This window comes from Pseudomonas iridis, from assembly GCF_017980685.1.
GTDB lineage: Bacteria > Pseudomonadota > Gammaproteobacteria > Pseudomonadales > Pseudomonadaceae > Aquipseudomonas > Aquipseudomonas iridis.
The window spans coordinates 106,949-126,689 of the sequence record NZ_JACXXO010000003.1; the positions used below are offsets into that span (position 1 = coordinate 106,949).

Below are 19,741 nucleotides of genomic sequence, written 5' to 3' on the forward strand. Positions count from 1 at the left end.
AGCCACAAAAGAAAACGGCACCTTCCGGTGCCGTTTGCCTTTCACAGTTACCCTATCACTTACGCGCATCCGCCCACGATTTGAGCAGTTCGTTGTAGCTCACGGTCTCGCCCTTCGGCTTCTCGTTAGCCAGTTTCGGCTTCGGTGCGCCCGGCTGGTCGAACCAGTATTGCGCGTCGCGTTCCGGGTTCATTTTCGGTGCGCAGGTGGCCTGGGCCTTGGAGCGTTCCAGACGCGTCATGATCGCGTCCTGATCCTTGGCCAGGCCATCAAGCGCCTGCTGCGGAGTCTTCTCGCCGCTCGCCGCTTCGGCGATGTGGCTCCACCACAGTTGTGCCAGACGTGGATAGTCGGGCACGTTGGTGCCGGTAGGCGACCATTGCACGCGGGCCGGGCTGCGATAGAACTCGACCAGACCACCGAGTTTCGGCGCCAGATCGGTCATGGCCTGCGAGTTGATGTCCGACTCGCGAATCGGTGTCAGACCGACAATGGTTTTCTTCAGCGAAACAGTTTTCGAGGTCACGAACTGCGCGTACAGCCACGCCGCGAGTTTCTGTTTCTCAGGCGTGGATTTCATGAACGTCCACGACCCCACATCCTGATAGCCGAGCTTCATGCCCTCTTCCCAATACGGGCCTTTAGGCGACGGCGCCATGCGCCACTTCGGCGTGCCGTCGGCGTTGACCACCGGCAGGCCGGGTTTGGTCATGTCGGCGGTGAACGCGGTGTACCAGAAGATCTGCTGGGCGATGTTGCCCTGCGATGGCACCGGGCCGGATTCGGAGAAGGTCATGCCCGCGGCTTCCGGTGGCGCGTAGGCCTTGAGCCAGTCGACGTATTTGGTGGTGGCAAACACCGCCGCCGGGCCGTTGGTGTCGCCACCACGGGTCACGCTGGAGCCGACCGGATGGCAGTCCTCGACGCGAATACCCCACTCATCCACCGGCAAACCGTTGGGCAAGCCCTTGTCGCCGCCACCGGCCATGGAGAACCAGGCATCAGTGAAGCGCCAGCCCAGCGACGGGTCTTTCTTGCCGTAGTCCATGTGCCCGTAAACACGCTTGCCGTCGATTTCCTTGACGTCTTCGCTGAAGAATTTGGCGATGTCCTCATAGGCGGACCAGTTCACTGGCACACCCAGCTCGTAGCCGTACTTTTCCTTGAACTTGGCTTTCAGGTCGGCACGCTCGAACCAGTCGGCGCGGAACCAGTACAGGTTGGCGAATTGCTGGTCGGGCAGTTGATAGATCTTGCCGTCCGGCGCGGTGGTGAACGAGATGCCGATGAAGTCCTTGAGGTCGAGGGTCGGCGAGGTGAAATTCTTGCCTTCGTTGGCCATCAGGTCGGTGATCGATTCGGTCTTGCCGTAGCGAAAGTGCGTACCGATCAGGTCCGAGTCGTTGACCCAGCCGTCATAAATATTCTTGTCGGACTGCATCACCGTCTGCATCTTTTCCACCACGTCGCCTTCTTGCAGCAGGTCGTGGGTGAGCTTGATCCCGGTGATTTCAGTGAAGGCCTTGGCCAGCACTTTCGACTCATATTCGTGGGTGGTCAGGGTCTCGGAAACGACCTTGATGTTCATGCCACGAAACGGCTCGGCCGCCTTGATGAACCACTTCAATTCTTCAAGCTGCTGTTCGGCCGTCAGGGTCGACGGTTTGAATTCGCTGCCGATCCACTTTTTCGCAGCATCTTCGTAGGCATCGGCCCAGGCAGATGCGCTCAAACCGCTGAGTGCCAGCATGGCTGCCAATGAAATGCTATGTCGCAGCTTATTGTTTTTGTCGAACATAGAGACCTCCTGTTTAGGATTTCGGAGCACGATTGCCGATCAATTCGACTAGCCCCAACGCATCACAGCCAACAGCCACACCAGGGACAACGCGGACGCGACCCAGATGCTCCAGTCGGTGGCGCCGATTACCAGCAAATGCAGGTAGGCGCTGCCGAGAAGACCGATAAACAAGCGATCGCCACGGGTGGTGGCAATCGGCAGAAACCCTCGTCGCAGAATGCTCGGCGAACACAATTCCCAAGTGGTCATGCCCACCAGAATCAGGCCGATGACGATGAAGAATGTCGCTGTGGGGGTGGTCCAACTCATCCATTCCATCATCAGCTCCTCAAACTCGACCGAGGGCAAAGCCCTTGGCCACGTGGTTGCGAACAAACCAGATCACCAGCATGCCGGGCAGAATGGTCAACACCCCCGCCGCCGCCAGCACGCCCCAGTCGATACCTGAAGCAGACACCGTTCGGGTCATTACCGCCGCAATCGGCTTGGCGTTTACCGAGGTCAACGTGCGCGCGAGCAGCAGTTCGACCCAGGAAAACATGAAGCAGAAAAACGCCGTGACGCCGATGCCGGAGCCAATCAGCGGGATGAAAATCTTCACGAAGAACTTGGGGAAACTGTAGCCATCAATGTAGGCGGTTTCGTCGATTTCTTTCGGCACGCCGGACATGAACCCCTCAAGAATCCACACCGCCAACGGTACGTTGAACAAGCAATGCGCCAGCGCCACAGCGATGTGCGTATCGAACAGACCAATCGACGAATAGAGCTGGAAGAACGGCAACAGGAACACCGCCGGCGGCGCCATGCGGTTGGTCAGCAGCCAGAAAAACAGATGCTTGTCGCCGAGAAACCGATAGCGTGAAAACGCGTACGCGGCGGGCAACGCCACGCTCAGGGAAATCACCGTATTCAGGCTGACGTAGTACAACGAATTGAGATAACCGGTGTACCAACTCGGATCGGTGAAGATCACCTTGTAGTTCGCCAGCGTGAAGTCCTGTGGGAAAAGCGTTAGGCCACCGAGGATTTCGGTGTTGCTCTTGAAGGACATGTTCAGCAGCCAGTAGATCGGCACCAGCAGGAACAGGATGTAGATCAGCAGCGTAATCAGCTTTCTCTTGCTCATGGCCGGGCCTCAACGGTTGGCGTCGGAGTGCGTCATGGCGGTATAGAACAGCCAGGACACCAACAGGATGATCAGGAAGTACACCAACGAGAAAGCCGCTGCCGGACCCAGGTCGAATTGGCCTACAGCCATCTGCGTCAACGTCTGACTCAGGAAGGTCGTAGCGTTACCCGGCCCGCCGCCGGTGAGCACGAAAGGCTCGGTGTAGATCATGAAGCTGTCCATGAAACGCAGCATCACCGCGATCAACAGCACGCTCTTCAGCTTGGGCAACTGAATGTGCCGGAACACCGCCCATCCCGAAGCGCGGTCGATGCGCGCGGCCTGGTAGTAAACGTCAGGAATCGCCCGTAATCCGGAGAAACACAGCAGCGCCACCAATGAGGTCCAGTGCCAGACGTCCATCACCAGCACGGTCACCCAGGCGTCCATGGTGTTGGCCGCGTAGTTGTAGCTGATGCCCATGGCGTTGAGGCTGGAACCGAGCAAACCGATGTCGGCACGGCCGAAAATCTGCCAGATGGTGCCGACCACGTTCCACGGGATCAGCAGCGGAATCGCCAGAATGATCAGCACCACCGACGACCAGCGGCCCTTGGTCGGCATGGTCAGGGCGACAGCGATGCCCAGCGGAATTTCGATCAACAGCACGCAGGCCGAGTAGATGAACTGGCGCAGCAGCGAGTCATGCAGACGCGGGTCGAGCAGCACCTGCTTGTACCAGTCTGCGCCGACAAAGTAGCGGCTGGACTGGTCGAAGATGTCCTGCACCGAATAGTTGACCACGGTCATCATCGGGATCACCGCACTGAACGCCACCAGCAGAAACACCGGCAACACCAGCCACCAGGCCTTGTTGTTCTGCACCTTGTTCATGGCTGCACCTCGCTGTTTTCGCTGGCTTCGAGGAGGAATTCGTCGGCATAGACCATCAGCCACTGCGCCGGAAAACTGATGTAGGCCGTGCCCTGCGGCACCGGTTTGTCTTCGGCGAGGCGAACTTTCAACGGTGCGCCGTCGAGGTCGAGGGTCATGATCTTGTAGGTGCCGAGGTCTTCGACGTGTACGACCCTGGCCTGCATCGCGTCATCAAACGGCTCGTCCCACACATGAATAAACTCGGGACGGATGCCGACCTTCAGATTTTTCCACTGACCATGTTCGATATGGCGCTGCAAGCCGTCGGACAACGGCAGGTGTGTCGAGGCAAAACCGACGCCGCCGGGCTGCGGTTGCACTTCGATCAGGTTCATCCCCGGGCTGCCGATGAAGTAGCCGACGAAGGTGTGGCTGGGCCGCTCGAACAATTCCCGTGGCGTGCCGAACTGGACGATCTGGCCGCCGTACATCACCGCGATCTTGTCGGCGAAGGTCGAGGCCTCCAGTTGATCGTGGGTGACGTAGACCATGGTGATGTTGAACTGCTCGTGGATCTGCTTGAGCTTGCGCCGCAGCTTCCATTTCAGGTGCGGGTCGATCACCGTCAGCGGCTCATCGAAGAGGATCGCCGAGACGTCATCGCGCACCAGACCACGGCCCATGGAGACTTTCTGTTTTTCGTCAGCGGTAAGGTTGCGCGCCTTCTTGTTCAGCAGGTTTTGCAGGTCGAGCACTTCGGCGATTTCCTGCACCTTGCTGTGCACTTTCGCCTCGGCCATGCCCTGATTGCGCAGGGGAAACGCGAGGTTGTCGAACACGGTCATGGTGTCGTAGACCACCGGAAACTGGAAAACCTGAGCAATGTTGCGCTTCTCCGGCGTGAGGTCGTTGACCGCTTTGCCGTCGAACAGCACATGCCCTTGCGAGGGGCTGAGCAGACCGGAAATGATGTTGAGCAACGTCGATTTACCGCAACCCGACGGCCCGAGCAGCGCATAAGCCCCGCCCTGTTCCCAGACGTGGTCCATCTCGCGGATCGCATAATCCTCCGCGCCGCTCGGGGTTTTGCTGTAGCTGTGGGCGAGGTGTTGCAAGCGGATTTCGGCCATCAGGCAACCCTCGCGACACGCCGGCCCGGTGCTTGCACCAGACGGCCCTGCGCATCGAAAACAAACAGTTTATGGGTCGGGATATAGATGCGGATCGGCGCATCGACGTCGTATTCGTGGACACCCGGCAGGTGCAGCACCAGCAGGAAATGTTCGTTGCGCACGTGCAGAAAAGTTTCCGAACCACTGATCTCGGCGACTTCGACGGTGACCGCCAATTCCAGATCATCATCGTTGCTCGGCACCAGCGAGATATGGCTGGGGCGCACGCCAAAGCGGAACTCGCCCTCGCCCACCGGACGCAGATCGACGTTCAACGGGAAGTGCACGAAATTGGCGAAGCTGACTTCGTTGCCGGCAATCCGCCCGGGCATCAGGTTGATCGGTGGCTCGGAGAACAATTCGGCGGCGAGTACCGTTTGCGGCTGGTGATACACCTCGGTCGACGGCCCGCTCTGAATCACCCGGCCTTCGTGAAGAATCGTCGTGGTGCCGCCCAGCGCCAGGGCTTCGTTGGGTTCGGTGGTGGCATAGATGGCGATGGTGTGGCGCAACTTGAACAGCTCGCGCATTTCCTGACGCAGTTCCTCGCGCAGTTTGTAGTCGAGGTTGACCAGCGGCTCATCGAACAGAATCAGTTCGGCATCCTTGACCAGCGCCCGCGCCATGGCAGTGCGCTGTTGCTGACCACCCGAGAGCTCCAGCGGATAACGCTGCAAGAACTTCTCGATGCGCAACATTCGCGCGGTTTCCTGCACCCGGCTGTGGATGATCTCTTTCGAGACACCGGCCTGGCGCAGTGGCGAGGCGATGTTCTCGAACACAGTCATGGTCGGGTAATTGATGAACTGCTGATAAACCATCGACACGTTGCGCAAGCGCACCGGGCGTTGCGTGACGTCGACACCGTTCATCAGCACGCGGCCGCTGTCTGGCTTGTCGAGGCCGGCCATCAGGCGCATCAGGCTGGTTTTGCCGGACAGCGTGCGGCCGAGCAAAACGTTGAACGAACCGGGTTCGAATTTCAGGCAGGCATCATCGATCCAGATCTGGCCCTCGACGGTGCGGCTGACGTGCTCCAGGGTGAGTGACATGGCTCGGCCTTTTTTATTTTTGGAGTCAAGCGACCTGTGCACTGGAGCGACTTTCGTGCCAAAAATGGCAAGTTGTTGATTTGTCGTGAAAATCGTTGAAAACGTCGAGAAGCGGCCTTCAATGGTGAACACATTTGAACAGTTGGACGATTGACAATGAACAATAGTGAACAACACTCTATGGATGCTTTTTGCCCGATCCTGAATACGATATAGATCCCTGTGGGAGCGAGCCTGCTCGCGAAGGCGGTGTGTCATTCAACGAATTTATTGACTGACCCGGCGCTTTCGCGAGCAGGCTCGCTCCCACAGGGGATGCCTGTATTCCTCAGGGTTTGGGTTCATAACAATAATAAAATCGCTGCATCAGAGGCTGACCGCCATGGCCGCACCTGCCCCGCCGTTGTCCCACGACGCGATCGTCCAAAGTTCCTGGCAACGCTGTCGTGCGTTCGGTCTTGACCACCAGAGCACCCCGGCTTTCGATCAACTGCCCGCCGCCAGTATTGCGCGGCTACTCGACAGTCAACATTCGTTGGTGCAGACCACCCATCAGGAAGTGCTGCCCTATTACGAGAACATCCTCAGCAACTCCAATTGCCTGATCATGCTCGCCGATAACCAGGGCCAGGTGCTGACCTCGTGGGGCACGCAACGCTTTATCGAGCCGAATCTGGCGCGGGGTTTTCAGGCCGGGGCGAGCTGGATGGAGCGCTGCAGCGGCACCAATGCCATCGGCACGGCGCTGGCCTGTGAGCAGGCCGTGCATATCGAACACGACGAACATTTTCTTAAAGCCAACCGCTTCATGACCGGTTCCGCTGCGCCGATTTTCGACGCCGAGCGCAAGGTGATTGCGGTGCTCGACGTCTCCAGCGACAGCTATCTGCCGCCGTCGCACACACTGGGCATGGTCAAGATGATGAGCCAGACCGTGGAGAACCGGCTGATCCTCAACCTGTTCCACGGTCAACACTTTCAACTGACCTTCAACACCGGGTTGAACAACCTCGACAGCCAGTGGGCCGGGTTGTTGATCTTTGATGAGAGCGGTCAGGTCCTGTCGGCCAATCGCCGGGCAGACAATCTGCTCGGCGTGCGTTTGTCGAGGGTGAGCGTCGAAAGCCTGTTCAAGGTGTCGTTGCTGGAGTTGATCAATCAGCCAGACGGTTTGCCGTTTGCGTTGCAGACCTCGGAGCGCAACCGTTTTCAGTGCTTGTTGAAGCGGCCGAAACAGGCACCGATTCAGCCACGGATTTTCACTGCAGAAGCTAAACCCCTCGTTTCAACGACGATCAGCCTCAACACCCTGCACTTCGGCGACAGCCGCGTGGAAAAAGCCGTGCGGCAAGCAGAACGGCTGTTGGAAAAAGACATCCCCTTGCTGATCCACGGCGAAACCGGCGTCGGCAAAGAGGTGTTCGTCAAAGCCCTGCATCAGGCCAGCACCCGCAACAAACAAGCGTTTATCGCCGTCAACTGCGCAGCGATCCCCGCCGAACTGGTCGAATCAGAGCTGTTTGGCTACGAGAAAGGCGCGTTCACGGGCGCCAACCAGAAAGGCAGCATCGGCCTGATCCGCAAGGCTGACAAAGGCACGTTGTTCCTCGATGAAATCGGCGACATGCCGCTGCCCACTCAGGCGCGGTTGTTGCGGGTGTTGCAGGAGCGCTGCGTGCAACCGGTGGGCAGCAGTGAGTTGTTCCCGGTGGATCTGCGGATTATCTCGGCGACTAACCGTTCGTTGCGCGAGCAGGTGCAATTGGGACGGTTCCGCGAGGATTTGTATTACCGCATTGGTGGCCTGACGCTGGAACTGCCGCCGCTGCGCGAGCGCAGTGATAAACAAGCGCTATTTAAACGGCTTTGGGAGCAGCATCGAGAGCCGACGCAGTGGGCGGGTTTGAGCCCGGAGGTGCTGGAATTGTTCGACAAGCATCCGTGGCCGGGGAATCTGCGCCAGGTCAGCAGCGTGATGCAGGTGGCGCTGGCCATGGCTGAAGAGCAGCCGGTGCGGGCGGAACATTTGCCGGATGATTTTTTTGTCGATCTGGAGATCGAGCCGGTTGAGAGCGCGCAGCCGTTGGGTTTGGATTTGAATGATGTTGAAGCGTTGAATCGGGAGCTGAAGGCAGCCGGGGGGAATATTTCGCATCTGGCGCGGCGGTTGGGGGTTAGTCGCAATACGCTCTATAAGCGGTTGCGGCAGTTGGGTGGTTAACAGCGAAGATCAAAAGATCGCAGCCTGCGGCAGCTCCTACACGGTGTACGCAATGCCACTGCAGGAGCTGCCGAAGGCTGCGATCTTTTGACTTTGAAAGCTATATAAAAGCAGTGCGCATTACGAATACGCCGACTCGATATTTGTCGTTGAAGCAGCAGCCAGCGTACGCAACCCAATCAACACAACCACCATCATCATCACCCCCGCACCAATCGCCACCCCGAACCCCGCACGCGCACCATAAGCATCAATCACCGGCCCCGCGAGCATGCCCCCAAGCGCTACGCCAATGCTGATGCCAGTGGTCATCCACGTCAGTCCTTCTGTCATCCTGGACGCAGGGATGATGATCGTCCCCAACTTCATGACCACGACCATGGTGGGCGCAAACGATATGCCCGCGATAAACAGCATCGCTGACAGGACATAAACATCTGTTGCGAAAACCGGCAATACGCCCGTGATTGCCGTGACCAATATGCCGATAAAGAACTGTTTTTCTATCGGCAAGGTTAGCCGCAATGCACCGAACGTCAGACCCGCCACCAGCGAGCCCAACGCATAGGCGGCGAGGATGAAGGTGGCAGACGCGGGCCAGCCTTGATCATTGGCGAAAGCCACGACGGCGACATCGATGGCTCCGCCAATAGCCCCCATCGCCAACAGCGCCAGAACAATGGTGCGAACGCCGGGAATCAGCAAAGTGGAACCGGTGTTGCTGCGGTTGCCAACAACCACTTTCGGTTCGGTCTGACGCTGCATGAGAAACGCCGTCACCCCGATGGCCAGCAGCCCGACCGCAACCAGTGGCCCGGCTTCGGCGAAGAAGGTCACGCTCAAACCGATCGCCAGTGGCGGGCCGATGATATACGCGAGTTCGGTCAGGACCGTGTCCAGAGAGAACGCCGTGTGCAACTGCGGCTTACCGCGGAACAACTGCGTCCAGCGTGCCCTGATCATGGACGGCATGCTGGGCATCGTCCCCGCCAGTGCCGCCAGAACAAAAAACAAGGCGGCAGGAGCCCTCATGTAGACGGCGAAAATCAGCGCCAGCAGCATGACCACGCTGAATGCCGTGACGATGGGCAGCACTCGACTCTGGCCGCGCTGATCAACGAATCTCGAAATGACCGGGCCGAGCAGCGCATTGGCCAAGGTGAACGTACCGGCAACGGCGCCGGCCAGCCAGTAGACACCGGTTTGCTGGACCAGCATGGTGATGATGCCGATGCCGATGCCGATCATTGCTTGTGGCAGTCGGGCAATAGAGCTCGCGAGCACTAACCCGGTGGCGCCGGGTGTCGTGAACAGTTCGCGATAGTGATTGGCCATGGTTTCTCCATTTTATAAACGTCGCTGATCAGCATCCGGCTGCAAGCGCTGCCGCCCATGTTGGCGGAGTCAAACATCAATACCTACGCGTAGAGCAAAAGCAACCCCCTCACCCCAGCCCTCTCCCGGAGGGAGAGGGAGCCGACCGAGGTGTCTCGAGTCATTCATCGACCTGAAAAAACCAGTCGATTATGGATTCAAAGCAGCACGTTCAAGTCGGCGCATCTTTTAAACATCACCCAGTCCCCTCTCCCTCCGGGAGAGGGTTAGGGTGAGGGGCTCTTCTTCGTGACAGGTCGAGGGTTGGAGGCACAGATCAAAAGATCGCAGCCTTCGGCAGCTCCTACAGGATCGCGCTCGATGTAGGAGCTGCCGAAGGCTGCGATCTTTTGATTCTAAAAAACAAAAACCCGCACAAGGCGGGTTTTGTTTGTAACAGGTATGGCAATCAGTCAGCCAGACGCCAGGTAGTCCCACCCTTCCCGTCTTCCAACACCACACCCATCGCAGTGAGCTGGTCACGAATACGGTCGGACTCAGCCCAATCCTTACCCGCCCGTGCCGCCAGACGCGCAGCAATCAGCGCGTCGACTTCAGCCGCGTCAACACGCCCTTCGGCGCCAGCCTGCAGGAAGTCGTCGGCTTCGAGTTGCAACACACCCAGTACGCTGGCCAGTTCTTTCAAACGGGCAGCCAGACCGGCCGCTGCATCAAGATCGCTCTCGCGCAGACGGTTGATCTCACGCACCATCTCGAACAGCACAGCGCAGGCTTCCGGCGTGCCGAAGTCGTCGTTCATCACCGTGGTGAAACGTTCGACAAACGCTTCGCCGCCGGCAGGCGCCACGTTCGGCAGGCCTTTCAACGCGTGGTAGAAACGCTCGAGTGCGCTTTTGGCGTCCTTGAGGTTGTCTTCCGAGTAGTTGATCGCGCTGCGGTAGTGGCTCGATACCAGCAGGTAACGCACGACTTCCGGGTGGTACTTTTCCAGCACGTCGCGAATGGTGAAGAAGTTGTTCAAGGACTTGGACATCTTCTCGCCATTGATGCGAATCATGCCGCAATGCATCCACGCGTTGGCGTAGGTCTTGCCGGTGGCCGCTTCGCTCTGGGCGATTTCGTTTTCGTGATGCGGGAACTCGAGGTCGCTGCCGCCGCCATGAATATCGAAAGTCTCACCGAGGCAGCAAGTCGACATCACCGAGCATTCGATGTGCCAGCCCGGACGCCCGTCGCCCCACGGCGATGCCCAGCTCGGCTCACCCGGCTTGACGCCTTTCCACAGCACGAAGTCCAGCGGATCTTCCTTCGCTTCGTCAACCTCGATCCGCGCACCGATGCGCAGGTCTTCGATCTTCTTGCGCGACAGCTTGCCGTAGCCCATGAACTTGCCGACGCGGTAGTACACGTCGCCATTGCCCGGGGCGTAGGCATAGCCCTTGTCGATCAGGGTCTGGATCATCGCGTGCATGCCCGGAATGTGATCCGTGGCGCGCGGTTCCATGTCCGGCTTCTTGATGTTCAGGCGCGCTTCGTCTTCATGCATCGCGGCGATCATGCGCTCGGTCAACGCTTCGAACGACTCGCCATTCTCGTTGGCACGATTGATGATCTTGTCGTCGATGTCGGTGATATTGCGCACGTAAGTCAGGTCGTAACCGCTGAACCGCAACCAGCGGGTCACCAGGTCAAACGCAACCATGCTGCGACCGTGGCCCAGGTGGCAGTAGTCGTACACGGTCATCCCGCAGACGTACATGCGCACCTTGTTGCCATCGAGCGGCTTGAAGACTTCTTTGCTCTTGGTGAGCGTGTTGTAAATCGTAAGCACGTTGGTTTCCTTGACGCTAAATCACTGGCCCCACGAATCACGCAGGGTCACGGTACGGTTGAATACCGGCTGACCTGGTTTCGAGTCCTTGATATCGGCAACGAAGTAGCCTTCGCGCTCGAACTGGAAACGGTCTTCCGGCTGTGCATTGCCAAGCGATGGCTCAGCACGACAACCGGTCAGCACTTGCAGCGAATCAGGGTTGATGTTGTCGAGGAAACTGGCGCTGTCTTCGGCCTTCTCCGGGTTGGCCGAACGGAACAGACGATCGTACAGACGCACTTCGCACTCGATGCTGGCGGCGGCCGGCACCCAGTGGATCACGCCTTTGACCTTGCGGCCTTCCGGGTTCTTGCCCAGGGTTTCGGGGTCGTAGGAGCAGCGCAGCTCGACGATGTTGCCGTCGGCGTCCTTGATCGCTTCGTCGGCGCGGATCACGTAGCTGCCGCGCAGACGCACTTCGCCGCCCGATTCCAGACGCTTGTAGCCCTTCGGCGGCTCTTCCATGAAGTCTTCACGGTCGATGTAGATTTCCCGGGCGAACGGCAGAGCGCGCACGCCCATGTCTTCTTTCGGATGGCGCGGCAGTTCGAGGTTCTCGACCTGGCCTTCCGGGTAGTTGGTGATCACGACTTTCAGCGGACGCAGCACGCACATGGCACGCGGGGCGCTGTGGTCGAGGTCGTCACGGATGCTGAATTCGAGCATGCCAAAGTCGACCACGCCGTCGGAACGGTTGGTGCCGATCATTTCGCAGAAGTTGCGGATCGATTTCGGTGTGTAGCCACGACGACGGAAGCCCGACAGCGTGGACATGCGCGGATCGTCCCAGCCATTGACGTGCTTTTCATCGACCAGTTGCTTGAGCTTGCGCTTGCTGGTGATGGTGTAGTTGAGGTTCAGGCGGCTGAACTCGTACTGACGCGGGTGCGCCGGCACTGGCAGCGCATCGAGGAACCACTCGTACAGCGGACGATGGCTTTCGAATTCCAGGGTGCAGATCGAGTGGGTGATGCCTTCGATGGCGTCCGACTGACCGTGGGTGAAGTCGTAGTTCGGGTAGATGCACCACTTGTCACCGGTCTGATGGTGATGGGCGTGGCGGATGCGGTACATGATCGGGTCGCGCAGGTTCATGTTCGGCGAGGCCATGTCGATCTTGGCACGCAGCACGCGGGCGCCGTCCGGGAACTCACCGGCGCGCATGCGGGCGAACCAGTCGAGGTTCTCTTCAACCGAACGGTCACGGAACGGGCTGTTCTTGCCCGGCTCGGTCAGGCTGCCGCGGTATTCCTTGGCTTGCTCGGGCGTCAGGTCGTCGACGTAGGCCTTGCCGGCCTTGATCAGCTCGACGGCCCAGTCGTGCAACTGGTCGAAATACTGCGAGGCGTAGCGCACTTCGCCGGACCATTCAAAGCCCAGCCATTTGACGTCGCTTTCGATCGCGTCGATGTATTCCTGATCTTCCTTGGCCGGGTTGGTGTCGTCGAAACGCAGGTGCGTGACGCCGCCGAACTCCTGGGCCAGGCCGAAGTTCACGCAGATCGACTTGGCGTGACCGATGTGCAGGTAGCCGTTGGGCTCAGGCGGAAAACGGGTGATGATCTTGGTGTGCTTGCCCGAGTCCAGATCTGCCTGGATGATCGGCCGCAGGAAGTTGACCGGCACGGCGGGGCCGGACTTGGCATTCGAGGTAGGGTCGACAGTGGGCTTGCTCATAGGATCCTTGACTTACATGTGCGCGGCCGCAGAAGAGGGGCCAGACAAAACAAAGCCGCTATCATAGCCGATGCTGTCAAGGGGCTGACAGAGCAGGCCCTATAAAGGCGTGCATTTAATCGCACGGAAATGAAAAACTGCCTCGAAATTCACGCCTGTCACGCTAAACTGCGCACCTCGGCCTTCAAGGGCTGAACCGGTAAAGGGTGCAAATGGCCCATACCCACGAATTCCTTATAAAGAGTAGCGATCATGACTCAAGTAAAACTGACCACTAACTTCGGTGACATTGTCATCGAGCTGAACGAAGAAAAAGCCCCGATCACCGCGGCCAACTTCATCGAATACGTTAAAAAAGGTCACTACGAGAACGTCGTGTTCCACCGTGTGATCAAAGGTTTCATGATCCAGGGCGGCGGTTTCGAGCCTGGCATGAAGGAAAAGAAAGACAAGAGCCCAAGCATTCAGAACGAAGCTGACAACGGTCTGAAGAACGAGAAGTACACCCTGGCCATGGCTCGCACCATGGACCCGCATTCGGCATCGGCGCAGTTCTTCATCAACGCCACCGACAACGGCTTCCTCAACCACACCGCCAAGACCGCTCAGGGTTGGGGTTACGCGGTATTCGGTAAAGTGGTTGCGGGCTTCGACGTTGTCGACAAGATCGAAGGCGTTTCCACCACGTCCAAGGCAGGTCACCAGGACGTACCAGCAGACGACGTGATCATCGAGAAAGCCGAGATCATCGAAGCGTGATATTGCTGATTTCAGACTTGCATCTGGAAGAGGAGCGCCCGGACATAACCCGGGCGTTTCTGGATTTGCTCGCCGGACGCGCCCGCTCGGCGAGTGCGTTGTACATTCTGGGCGACTTCTTCGAAGCGTGGATTGGCGACGACGCCATGACACCTTTCCAGCGTTCCATCTGCCAGGCCCTGCGCGAATTAAGTGACAGCGGCACGGCGATATTTCTGATGCACGGCAATCGCGACTTCATGCTCGGCAAGGCCTTTTGCAAACAGGCCGGCTGCACATTATTGAAGGACCCGAGTGTCGTGCAGTTTTACGGCGAGCCAGTGCTGTTGATGCACGGCGACAGCCTCTGCACCCGCGACGTCGGCTATATGAAGCTGCGTCGTTATCTGCGCAATCCGGTCACCCTGTTTGTCCTGCGGCATCTGCCACTGCGCACCCGCCATAAACTGGCGCGCAAACTGCGCAGCGAGAGCCGGGCGCAGACGCGGATGAAGGCCAATGACATTGTCGATGTCACGCCCGAGGAGATTCCGCGGATCATGCAGGCATTTGGCGTAAAGACCCTGATTCACGGCCACACCCATCGTCCCGCGATCCACAAGCTGCAACTTGGTGAGCAGGCGGCGAAGCGGATTGTGCTGGGGGATTGGGATCGTCAGGGTTGGGCGTTGCAGGTGGATGAAAACGGGTATGCATTGGCGCCGTTCAACTTTGCTCCGCCGCTGGCATTGCCGCACGGCTGAAGAGCCTCACCCCCTCACCCCAGCCCTCTCCCCCAAGGGGGAGAGGGGGAAAGGGAGCAGATCTTCATGCTGTTCAAACCTGTGTTCGACCAAATTCCTCAAGTAATGCTTTCCAACACCTGAGTTCGGCTCGGAATTTCAGGCCAATGCACCTTGAAAGAACACCCCAATCAGTCCCCTCTCCCTCCGGGAGAGGGCTAGGGTGAGGGGCTTTTGATCTGGCTTTTGATCTTCAATGGCCGGAAGCAGCAGGCCCCGCCTTCGCCGCAAACGGCGGCTTCGCCAGCCACACAATCAATATCAACCCCATAAAGCCCCAACCCAACAGCGCGAAGTAATCCACGGTGGAGAGCATGTACGCCTGACTGGTCAGAATCTGATCCATATGCGCATAAGCCGGCTGACTGGCGCCGCCCAATGAGTTCAGCATCTCACGCGTCGTCGGCTCATACGTGCTGATACTTTCACTCATGTACGCATGATGCTGATCCGCGCGGCGAATCCAGATCCATGTGGTCAGCGAAGCCGCGAAGCTGCCGCCCAAGGTGCGCAGGAACGTCGCAAGGCCTGCGCCGTCAGCGATCTGGCTTGGCGGCAGGTCCGACATCAAGATGCTCAACGTCGGCATGAAGAACAGCGCCACGCCAATGCCCATGAACAGTTGCACCAGCGCGATGTGCTGGAAGTCCACCTCGTTGGTGAACCCGGCGCGCATGAAGCAGCTCAGGCCAATCGCCAGAAACGCCAGCCCGGCCAGCAGGCGCAGGTCGAACTTGTTCGCGTACTTGCCGACAAAGGGCGACAGCAGCACCGGCAGAATGCCGATCGGTGCCACAGCCAACCCGGCCCAGGTCGCGGTGTAGCCCATCTGGATTTGCAGCCACTGCGGCAGGATCAGGTTGATACCGAAGAACCCGGCGTAACCCAACACCAACACAATCGTGCCGATGCGGAAGTTGCGATGAGCGAACAGGCGCAGATTGACCACCGGGTGCTGATCGGTCATTTCCCAGATCACGAACACCGCTAGCGCAACCACCGAAATCGCCGCGCCGATGATGATGAAGTTCGACTCGAACCAGTCCAGGTCATTGCCCTTGTCGAGGATGACCTGCAACGCACCGACACCGATGATCAGCGAGATCAGCCCGACGTAATCCATCGGCTGGCGACTGGTCACCACCGGACGCTTGGCCAGTTGCGAACGCACCACCATCACCGCAAAGATGCCGATCGGCACGTTGATGAAGAAGATCCACGGCCAGCTATAACTGTCGGTGATCCAGCCGCCGAGGATCGGCCCGGCAATCGGCGCGACCACCGTGACCATCGCCAGTAACGCGAGCGCCATCCCCCGTTTAGCGGGGGGATAAACAGCGATCAACAATGTTTGTGTCATCGGGTACAGCGGCCCGGCGACCAGACCTTGCAGCACACGGAAACCGATCAGTTCCGGCATCGACGTCGAGATACCGCAAAGGAACGACGCCAGTACAAACAGAATGGTCGCCCAGAGAAACAGCTTCACCTCGCCGAACCGGCGGCTGAGCCAACCGGTCAGCGGCAGCGCAATCGCGTTGCTGACGGCGAACGAGGTGATCACCCAGGTGCCCTGCTCCGAACTCACGCCGAGATTGCCGGAAATCGTCGGCAGCGCCACGTTGGCGATGGTGGTGTCGAGCACTTGCATGAACGTCGCCAGCGACAGGCCGATGGTGCTGAGCAACAGGCTGGGCGGCGTAAAAGAGGCGTTATTGCTCATCGTGAATCCTTTGAAACCAGGTTGACGCCGTGCCCTTTGTGGGAGCGAGCCTGCTCGCGAAAGCGGTGTGTCAGACAACTTCTAAGTTGAATGTCAGTCAGCATTCGCGAGCAGGCTCGCTCCCACAGGGGAAAGATTCAGCGTTGCGCGGTTTTGCTGGCCGCGGCGCTGTTGTCGTGGATCAGCCGCGCAATCATCGCGTCAGCTTCGGCCAGTTGACGGTCATAGACGTTGGTGCTGAACGAGGCCTTTTGCGGCGGCTGCTGGGCCAGTACCGGGCCGCTCTGGTCGTGCAGATTGACCTCGACGTTGGTCGACAGACCGACACGCAGCGGATGCTTGGCCAGTTCTTCAGCGTTGATGTGAATCCGTACCGGCACACGCTGGACGATCTTGATCCAGTTACCGGTGGCGTTCTGCGCAGGCAACAGGGCAAACGCGCTGCCAGTGCCGGCGCCGAGGCTGTCGATGGTGCCGCTGTATTTCACGTCGCTGCCGTAGATGTCGGATTCGATGTCCACCGGCTGGCCGATGCGCATGTCACGCAATTGGGTTTCCTTGAAGTTGGCGTCGATCCACAGTTGATCCAGCGGAATCACCGCCATCAGCGCGATGCCCGGTTGCACACGCTGACCAAGCTGCACGGTGCGTTTGGCGACGTAACCGGTGACCGGTGCAATCAAGGTGCTGCGGGCATTGGTCAGATAGGCCTGACGCAGATCGGCGGCGGCCGACATCACGTCCGGATGCGACGAAACCACGGTGTCGTCGACCAGGGCGCTGGTGGTTTTCAGTTGCTGTTTAGCGTTGGCCAGGGCGTTTTTTGCCGAGGTCAGGTCATCGCGAGCGTGGGACAGTTCTTCCTGGGAAATCGCCCCGCCCGAGGCAAGATTCTTGCGGCGGTTGTAGTTGTCCTGGGCTTTCTGCACTTCAGCTTGCTGGGCGTTGACCTGGGCTTTCATGCCATCGACGTTGCTGTACAAGCCGCGCACCTGACGCACAGTGTGCGCCAGTTTCGCCTGAGCACTTTGCAGGCCGACTTCAGGGTCGTTGGGGTCGAAGTTGATCAGCACCTGACCTTCGTGAACCAGATCGCCATCGTCAGCACCAATGCTGACCACGGTACCGGTGACCAGCGGGGTGATTTCAACGACGTTGCCGTTGACGTAGGCGTCGTCGGTGCTTTCACTCCAACGCCCGATGAATTCGTGATAAGCCCAGACGCCGGCGATGGCGAGGATTACCACGACGGCCAGCGTCAGCAGCATCACTTTACGTTTGCGCGGGTTGCCGGTGTCCGGGGTGTTGTCTTGAGCTTGGGTGTTTTCGGCAGTGGCCATGAAAAATACCTTGAATTAGTTGTGCGGCGTGGCTGGGCGGGCGTTGGCTGCGGCCAGGGTTTGCCCCTGGAAGCCGCCGCCCAGCGCTTGCATCAGTTGAATCGACAGATCGATCTGCTCGGCATTGAGGTTGGCCAACTGACGTTGGGCCTGGAGCAATTGCTGCTCGATGCTGAGCACGTCCAGGTAGTTGCCGATGCCGGAACCGTAACGCTGGACGACGGTGTTGTAAGAATCCTGCGCAATGTCGGTGGCGTGTTGCTGCGCACCGATCTGCCGGCCGATGTCACGCAACTGGTTGATCGTGTCGCTGACATCGCCGAGTGCTTTCACCAGACTTTTGTTGTACTGCGCCACCGCGAGATCGTAATCGGCGTCGCGCGCATCGAGGTTGGCGCGTAGGCGTCCACCGTCGAAGATCGGCACCGAAATGGTCGGGGCTATGTTGAAGAAGCGACTGGCCGACCCGAACATCGCATCACCCAACAACGATTCCGCACCGGCCGAGGCCGTGAGGTTCAGGTTGGGATAAAACCGGGTTTTCGCCGAGTCGATGTCTTTGCTCGCGGCTTCCACGCGCCAGCGGGCGGCGACCAGATCCGGACGACGACCGAGCAGTTCCGCCGGCAACACCGACGGCACGGCCACGGCGCTGGCCTGGAGGATTTTCGGTCGGGCGATTTCGTTGCCGCGATCCGGGCCTTTGCCGAGTAGCACCGCCAAAGCGATTTTCGCGCTGTTCAGGCGTTTTTCGGCATCGATCAGACTGGCTTCGGAACTGGCTTCCAGACTTTGCGTTTGCTGGAACTGGTACTGGCTGTCGATCCCCGAGCTCAGGCGACGCTGGCTCAGTTCGAGCATCTGTTTAGTGCGCTTGAGGTCTTCGTTGGCCAGGTCATAGACGATGTGCGCCTGCCCCAGATCGCTGTAGGCCCGGGCGACGTCGGCGGCGAGGGTCAGCTGTGCAGCCTGACGATCGACTTCGGCGGCACGGGCCTGACCGAGTGCGGCTTCCCAGGCATCGCGCTGACCGCCCCACAAATCGAAGTTGTAATTGAAGCCGGCGCTGACATTGCGCACGGTGGAATAGGCATCGCCCTGCCCTCGCGGATCCTGATCCTTGGCCAGGCGCGAGCGGCTGATGCCGGCGCTGGCGTCCAGCGTCGGATAGCGTTCGGCATCGGCGGCATACGCGGCGGCGCTGGCCTGATGGGCGCGGGCTTGGGCGATCTGCATGTCGGGGCTGTCGTGCAGGGCTTCGCGGATCAAGCCGTCGAGTTGCGGATCGCCGAGGCTGGTCCACCAATCGCTTTTCGGCCAGGCCGCCGGCGACAGCGTGACGCCATTGAGCGACTGACCGACTTTGAGGCTCTTCGCATCGAGGCTCTGACCTTGAGTGTCGAGGCCGCTGTAGTTGGCGCAACCGGCGAGAATCATCGCCGACAGCACCAAATTGAGGCTGCTGCGCAAGGTTTTACCGCTCATTGTGTTCACCTAACCGCTGGATAGTGATCGGGTCACCGGCTGCCAGCAGAATTTTTTTGAGGATGTATTCCAGGGTTTTCAACTCGTCCGGAGTGACGGCGCCGGCCAGTTCATTCATCGCATCGGCGCCGATGTGTGGCAGGCGATCGGCCAGTTGCTGGCCTTGTTCGGTCAGTTTCAGTTGCACCTGACGGCGATCGCCTTCGCTGCGTTGGCGAACCAGAAAGCCTTTCTGCTCCAGACGATCGAGCATGCGCGTCATCGAACCGCTGTCGAGCGACAAGTGCCGGCACAGCTCGGCCGGCGTATCAACGCCGAACTGGGCCATGATGATCAACACCTTGAACTGCGCGGCAGTGATGCCGTGGGGTTCCATGTGGGTGTCGATGATCCGGTCCTTGAGCAGCGCAGCACGGCCAAGCAACAGGCCGAGATGGCAATGTTTGAATTCGTCCGGGGTGAAATGCTTCATTTGCTCACCTAATAACTGCCTAGGCAGTGAATGTATGTCGAGATGTTACTGCCTAGGCAGCG

The 19,741-nt window shown here is 59.1% G+C and carries 16 protein-coding genes; 3 read left to right on the plus strand and 13 right to left on the minus strand.

Annotation, left to right across the window (positions count from 1 at the left end; all coding sequences use genetic code 11):
* Positions 1 to 55: 55 nt before the first annotated feature.
* Genes IEQ42_RS08085 through IEQ42_RS08110 form a run of 6 tightly spaced genes read right to left on the minus strand, consistent with a single transcriptional unit; the run spans position 56 to position 6,012 of the window.
* A complete protein-coding gene (locus tag IEQ42_RS08085) occupies positions 56 to 1,798 on the minus strand; it encodes an ABC transporter substrate-binding protein (RefSeq protein WP_042559890.1) in 1,743 nt (580 codons plus the stop codon).
* 48 nt (positions 1,799 to 1,846) lie between these two features.
* On the minus strand, positions 1,847 to 2,119 hold the full coding sequence (locus IEQ42_RS08090; RefSeq protein ID WP_210703149.1) for a DUF2160 domain-containing protein: 273 nt from the start codon (positions 2,117 to 2,119) through the stop codon (positions 1,847 to 1,849).
* Positions 2,120 to 2,129: 10 nt separating this feature from the next.
* A complete protein-coding gene (locus IEQ42_RS08095) occupies positions 2,130 to 2,930 on the minus strand; it encodes a carbohydrate ABC transporter permease (protein WP_210703150.1) in 801 nt (266 codons plus the stop codon).
* Between the two features lie 9 nt (positions 2,931 to 2,939).
* Positions 2,940 to 3,806, minus strand: coding sequence for a carbohydrate ABC transporter permease (locus tag IEQ42_RS08100; RefSeq protein WP_042559892.1), 867 nt, complete (start codon positions 3,804 to 3,806; stop codon positions 2,940 to 2,942).
* Positions 3,803 to 4,918 (minus strand): ABC transporter ATP-binding protein, encoded by a 1,116-nt coding sequence (locus IEQ42_RS08105; RefSeq protein WP_042559893.1) that lies wholly within the window; start codon positions 4,916 to 4,918, stop codon positions 3,803 to 3,805. The genes IEQ42_RS08100 and IEQ42_RS08105 overlap by 4 nt, the downstream gene beginning before the upstream one ends.
* Positions 4,918 to 6,012 (minus strand): ABC transporter ATP-binding protein, encoded by a 1,095-nt coding sequence (locus tag IEQ42_RS08110; RefSeq protein ID WP_042559894.1) that lies wholly within the window; start codon positions 6,010 to 6,012, stop codon positions 4,918 to 4,920. The genes IEQ42_RS08105 and IEQ42_RS08110 overlap by 1 nt, the downstream gene beginning before the upstream one ends.
* 382 nt (positions 6,013 to 6,394) lie before the next feature.
* Between IEQ42_RS08110 and IEQ42_RS08115 the strand changes: the two genes are divergently transcribed.
* Positions 6,395 to 8,233, plus strand: a complete 1,839-nt coding sequence (locus IEQ42_RS08115; RefSeq protein WP_210703151.1) for a sigma-54-dependent Fis family transcriptional regulator — start codon at positions 6,395 to 6,397, stop codon at positions 8,231 to 8,233.
* Positions 8,234 to 8,353: 120 nt separating this feature from the next.
* Here the strand turns inward: IEQ42_RS08115 and IEQ42_RS08120 are convergent, their stop codons facing one another.
* From IEQ42_RS08120 to IEQ42_RS08130, 3 genes are all read right to left on the minus strand, one after another.
* Entirely contained in the window at positions 8,354 to 9,568 is a 1,215-nt protein-coding gene (locus IEQ42_RS08120; RefSeq protein ID WP_210703152.1) for an MFS transporter, read from the minus strand.
* 448 nt (positions 9,569 to 10,016) lie between these two features.
* Positions 10,017 to 11,399 carry a cysteine--tRNA ligase gene (cysS, locus tag IEQ42_RS08125; RefSeq protein WP_042559897.1) on the minus strand — a complete coding sequence of 461 codons (1,383 nt, stop codon included), beginning with the start codon at positions 11,397 to 11,399 and terminating at the stop codon, positions 10,017 to 10,019.
* A gap of 21 nt (positions 11,400 to 11,420) precedes the next feature.
* Positions 11,421 to 13,118 (minus strand): glutamine--tRNA ligase/YqeY domain fusion protein, encoded by a 1,698-nt coding sequence (locus tag IEQ42_RS08130; protein ID WP_042559898.1) that lies wholly within the window; start codon positions 13,116 to 13,118, stop codon positions 11,421 to 11,423.
* A 252-nt stretch (positions 13,119 to 13,370) separates the two neighbouring features.
* Between IEQ42_RS08130 and IEQ42_RS08135 the strand changes: the two genes are divergently transcribed.
* Together IEQ42_RS08135 and lpxH are read left to right on the plus strand one after the other, a co-directional pair.
* A complete protein-coding gene (locus IEQ42_RS08135) occupies positions 13,371 to 13,877 on the plus strand; it encodes a peptidylprolyl isomerase (RefSeq protein WP_042559899.1) in 507 nt (168 codons plus the stop codon).
* Positions 13,874 to 14,620: a UDP-2,3-diacylglucosamine diphosphatase gene (gene lpxH, locus IEQ42_RS08140; RefSeq protein ID WP_210703153.1), complete on the plus strand. Its 747-nt coding sequence runs from the start codon at positions 13,874 to 13,876 to the stop codon at positions 14,618 to 14,620. The genes IEQ42_RS08135 and lpxH overlap by 4 nt, the downstream gene beginning before the upstream one ends.
* Before the next feature lie 232 nt (positions 14,621 to 14,852).
* Here the strand turns inward: lpxH and IEQ42_RS08145 are convergent, their stop codons facing one another.
* From IEQ42_RS08145 to IEQ42_RS08160, 4 genes are all read right to left on the minus strand, one after another.
* Entirely contained in the window at positions 14,853 to 16,382 is a 1,530-nt protein-coding gene (locus IEQ42_RS08145) for a DHA2 family efflux MFS transporter permease subunit (RefSeq protein WP_210703154.1), read from the minus strand.
* A 137-nt stretch (positions 16,383 to 16,519) separates the two neighbouring features.
* Positions 16,520 to 17,722 carry an HlyD/EmrA/EmrK family protein gene (locus IEQ42_RS08150; protein ID WP_210703155.1) on the minus strand — a complete coding sequence of 401 codons (1,203 nt, stop codon included), beginning with the start codon at positions 17,720 to 17,722 and terminating at the stop codon, positions 16,520 to 16,522.
* 15 nt (positions 17,723 to 17,737) lie between these two features.
* Complete coding sequence (locus IEQ42_RS08155) at positions 17,738 to 19,207, minus strand: efflux transporter outer membrane subunit (protein WP_210703156.1); 1,470 nt, start codon at positions 19,205 to 19,207, stop codon at positions 17,738 to 17,740.
* A complete protein-coding gene (locus IEQ42_RS08160) occupies positions 19,197 to 19,679 on the minus strand; it encodes a MarR family winged helix-turn-helix transcriptional regulator (protein WP_150592326.1) in 483 nt (160 codons plus the stop codon). The genes IEQ42_RS08155 and IEQ42_RS08160 overlap by 11 nt, the downstream gene beginning before the upstream one ends.
* Between the last annotated feature and the right edge of the window lie 62 nt (positions 19,680 to 19,741).

Bases quoted from the DNA above. Each gene is read 5' to 3' on its own strand.
- IEQ42_RS08085 (WP_042559890.1), bottom strand. From the start codon at position 1,798: ATGTTCGACAAAAACAATAAGCTGCGACATAGCATTTCATTGGCAGCC.
- IEQ42_RS08090 (WP_210703149.1), bottom strand. From the start codon at position 2,119: ATGGAATGGATGAGTTGGACCACCCCCACAGCGACATTCTTCATCGTC.
- IEQ42_RS08095 (WP_210703150.1), bottom strand. From the start codon at position 2,930: ATGAGCAAGAGAAAGCTGATTACGCTGCTGATCTACATCCTGTTCCTG.
- IEQ42_RS08100 (WP_042559892.1), bottom strand. From the start codon at position 3,806: ATGAACAAGGTGCAGAACAACAAGGCCTGGTGGCTGGTGTTGCCGGTG.
- IEQ42_RS08105 (WP_042559893.1), bottom strand. From the start codon at position 4,918: ATGGCCGAAATCCGCTTGCAACACCTCGCCCACAGCTACAGCAAAACC.
- IEQ42_RS08110 (WP_042559894.1), bottom strand. From the start codon at position 6,012: ATGTCACTCACCCTGGAGCACGTCAGCCGCACCGTCGAGGGCCAGATC.
- IEQ42_RS08115 (WP_210703151.1), top strand. From the start codon at position 6,395: ATGGCCGCACCTGCCCCGCCGTTGTCCCACGACGCGATCGTCCAAAGT.
- IEQ42_RS08120 (WP_210703152.1), bottom strand. From the start codon at position 9,568: ATGGCCAATCACTATCGCGAACTGTTCACGACACCCGGCGCCACCGGG.
- IEQ42_RS08130 (WP_042559898.1), bottom strand. From the start codon at position 13,118: ATGAGCAAGCCCACTGTCGACCCTACCTCGAATGCCAAGTCCGGCCCC.
- IEQ42_RS08135 (WP_042559899.1), top strand. From the start codon at position 13,371: ATGACTCAAGTAAAACTGACCACTAACTTCGGTGACATTGTCATCGAG.
- IEQ42_RS08145 (WP_210703154.1), bottom strand. From the start codon at position 16,382: ATGAGCAATAACGCCTCTTTTACGCCGCCCAGCCTGTTGCTCAGCACC.
- IEQ42_RS08150 (WP_210703155.1), bottom strand. From the start codon at position 17,722: ATGGCCACTGCCGAAAACACCCAAGCTCAAGACAACACCCCGGACACC.
- IEQ42_RS08155 (WP_210703156.1), bottom strand. From the start codon at position 19,207: ATGAGCGGTAAAACCTTGCGCAGCAGCCTCAATTTGGTGCTGTCGGCG.
- IEQ42_RS08160 (WP_150592326.1), bottom strand. From the start codon at position 19,679: ATGAAGCATTTCACCCCGGACGAATTCAAACATTGCCATCTCGGCCTG.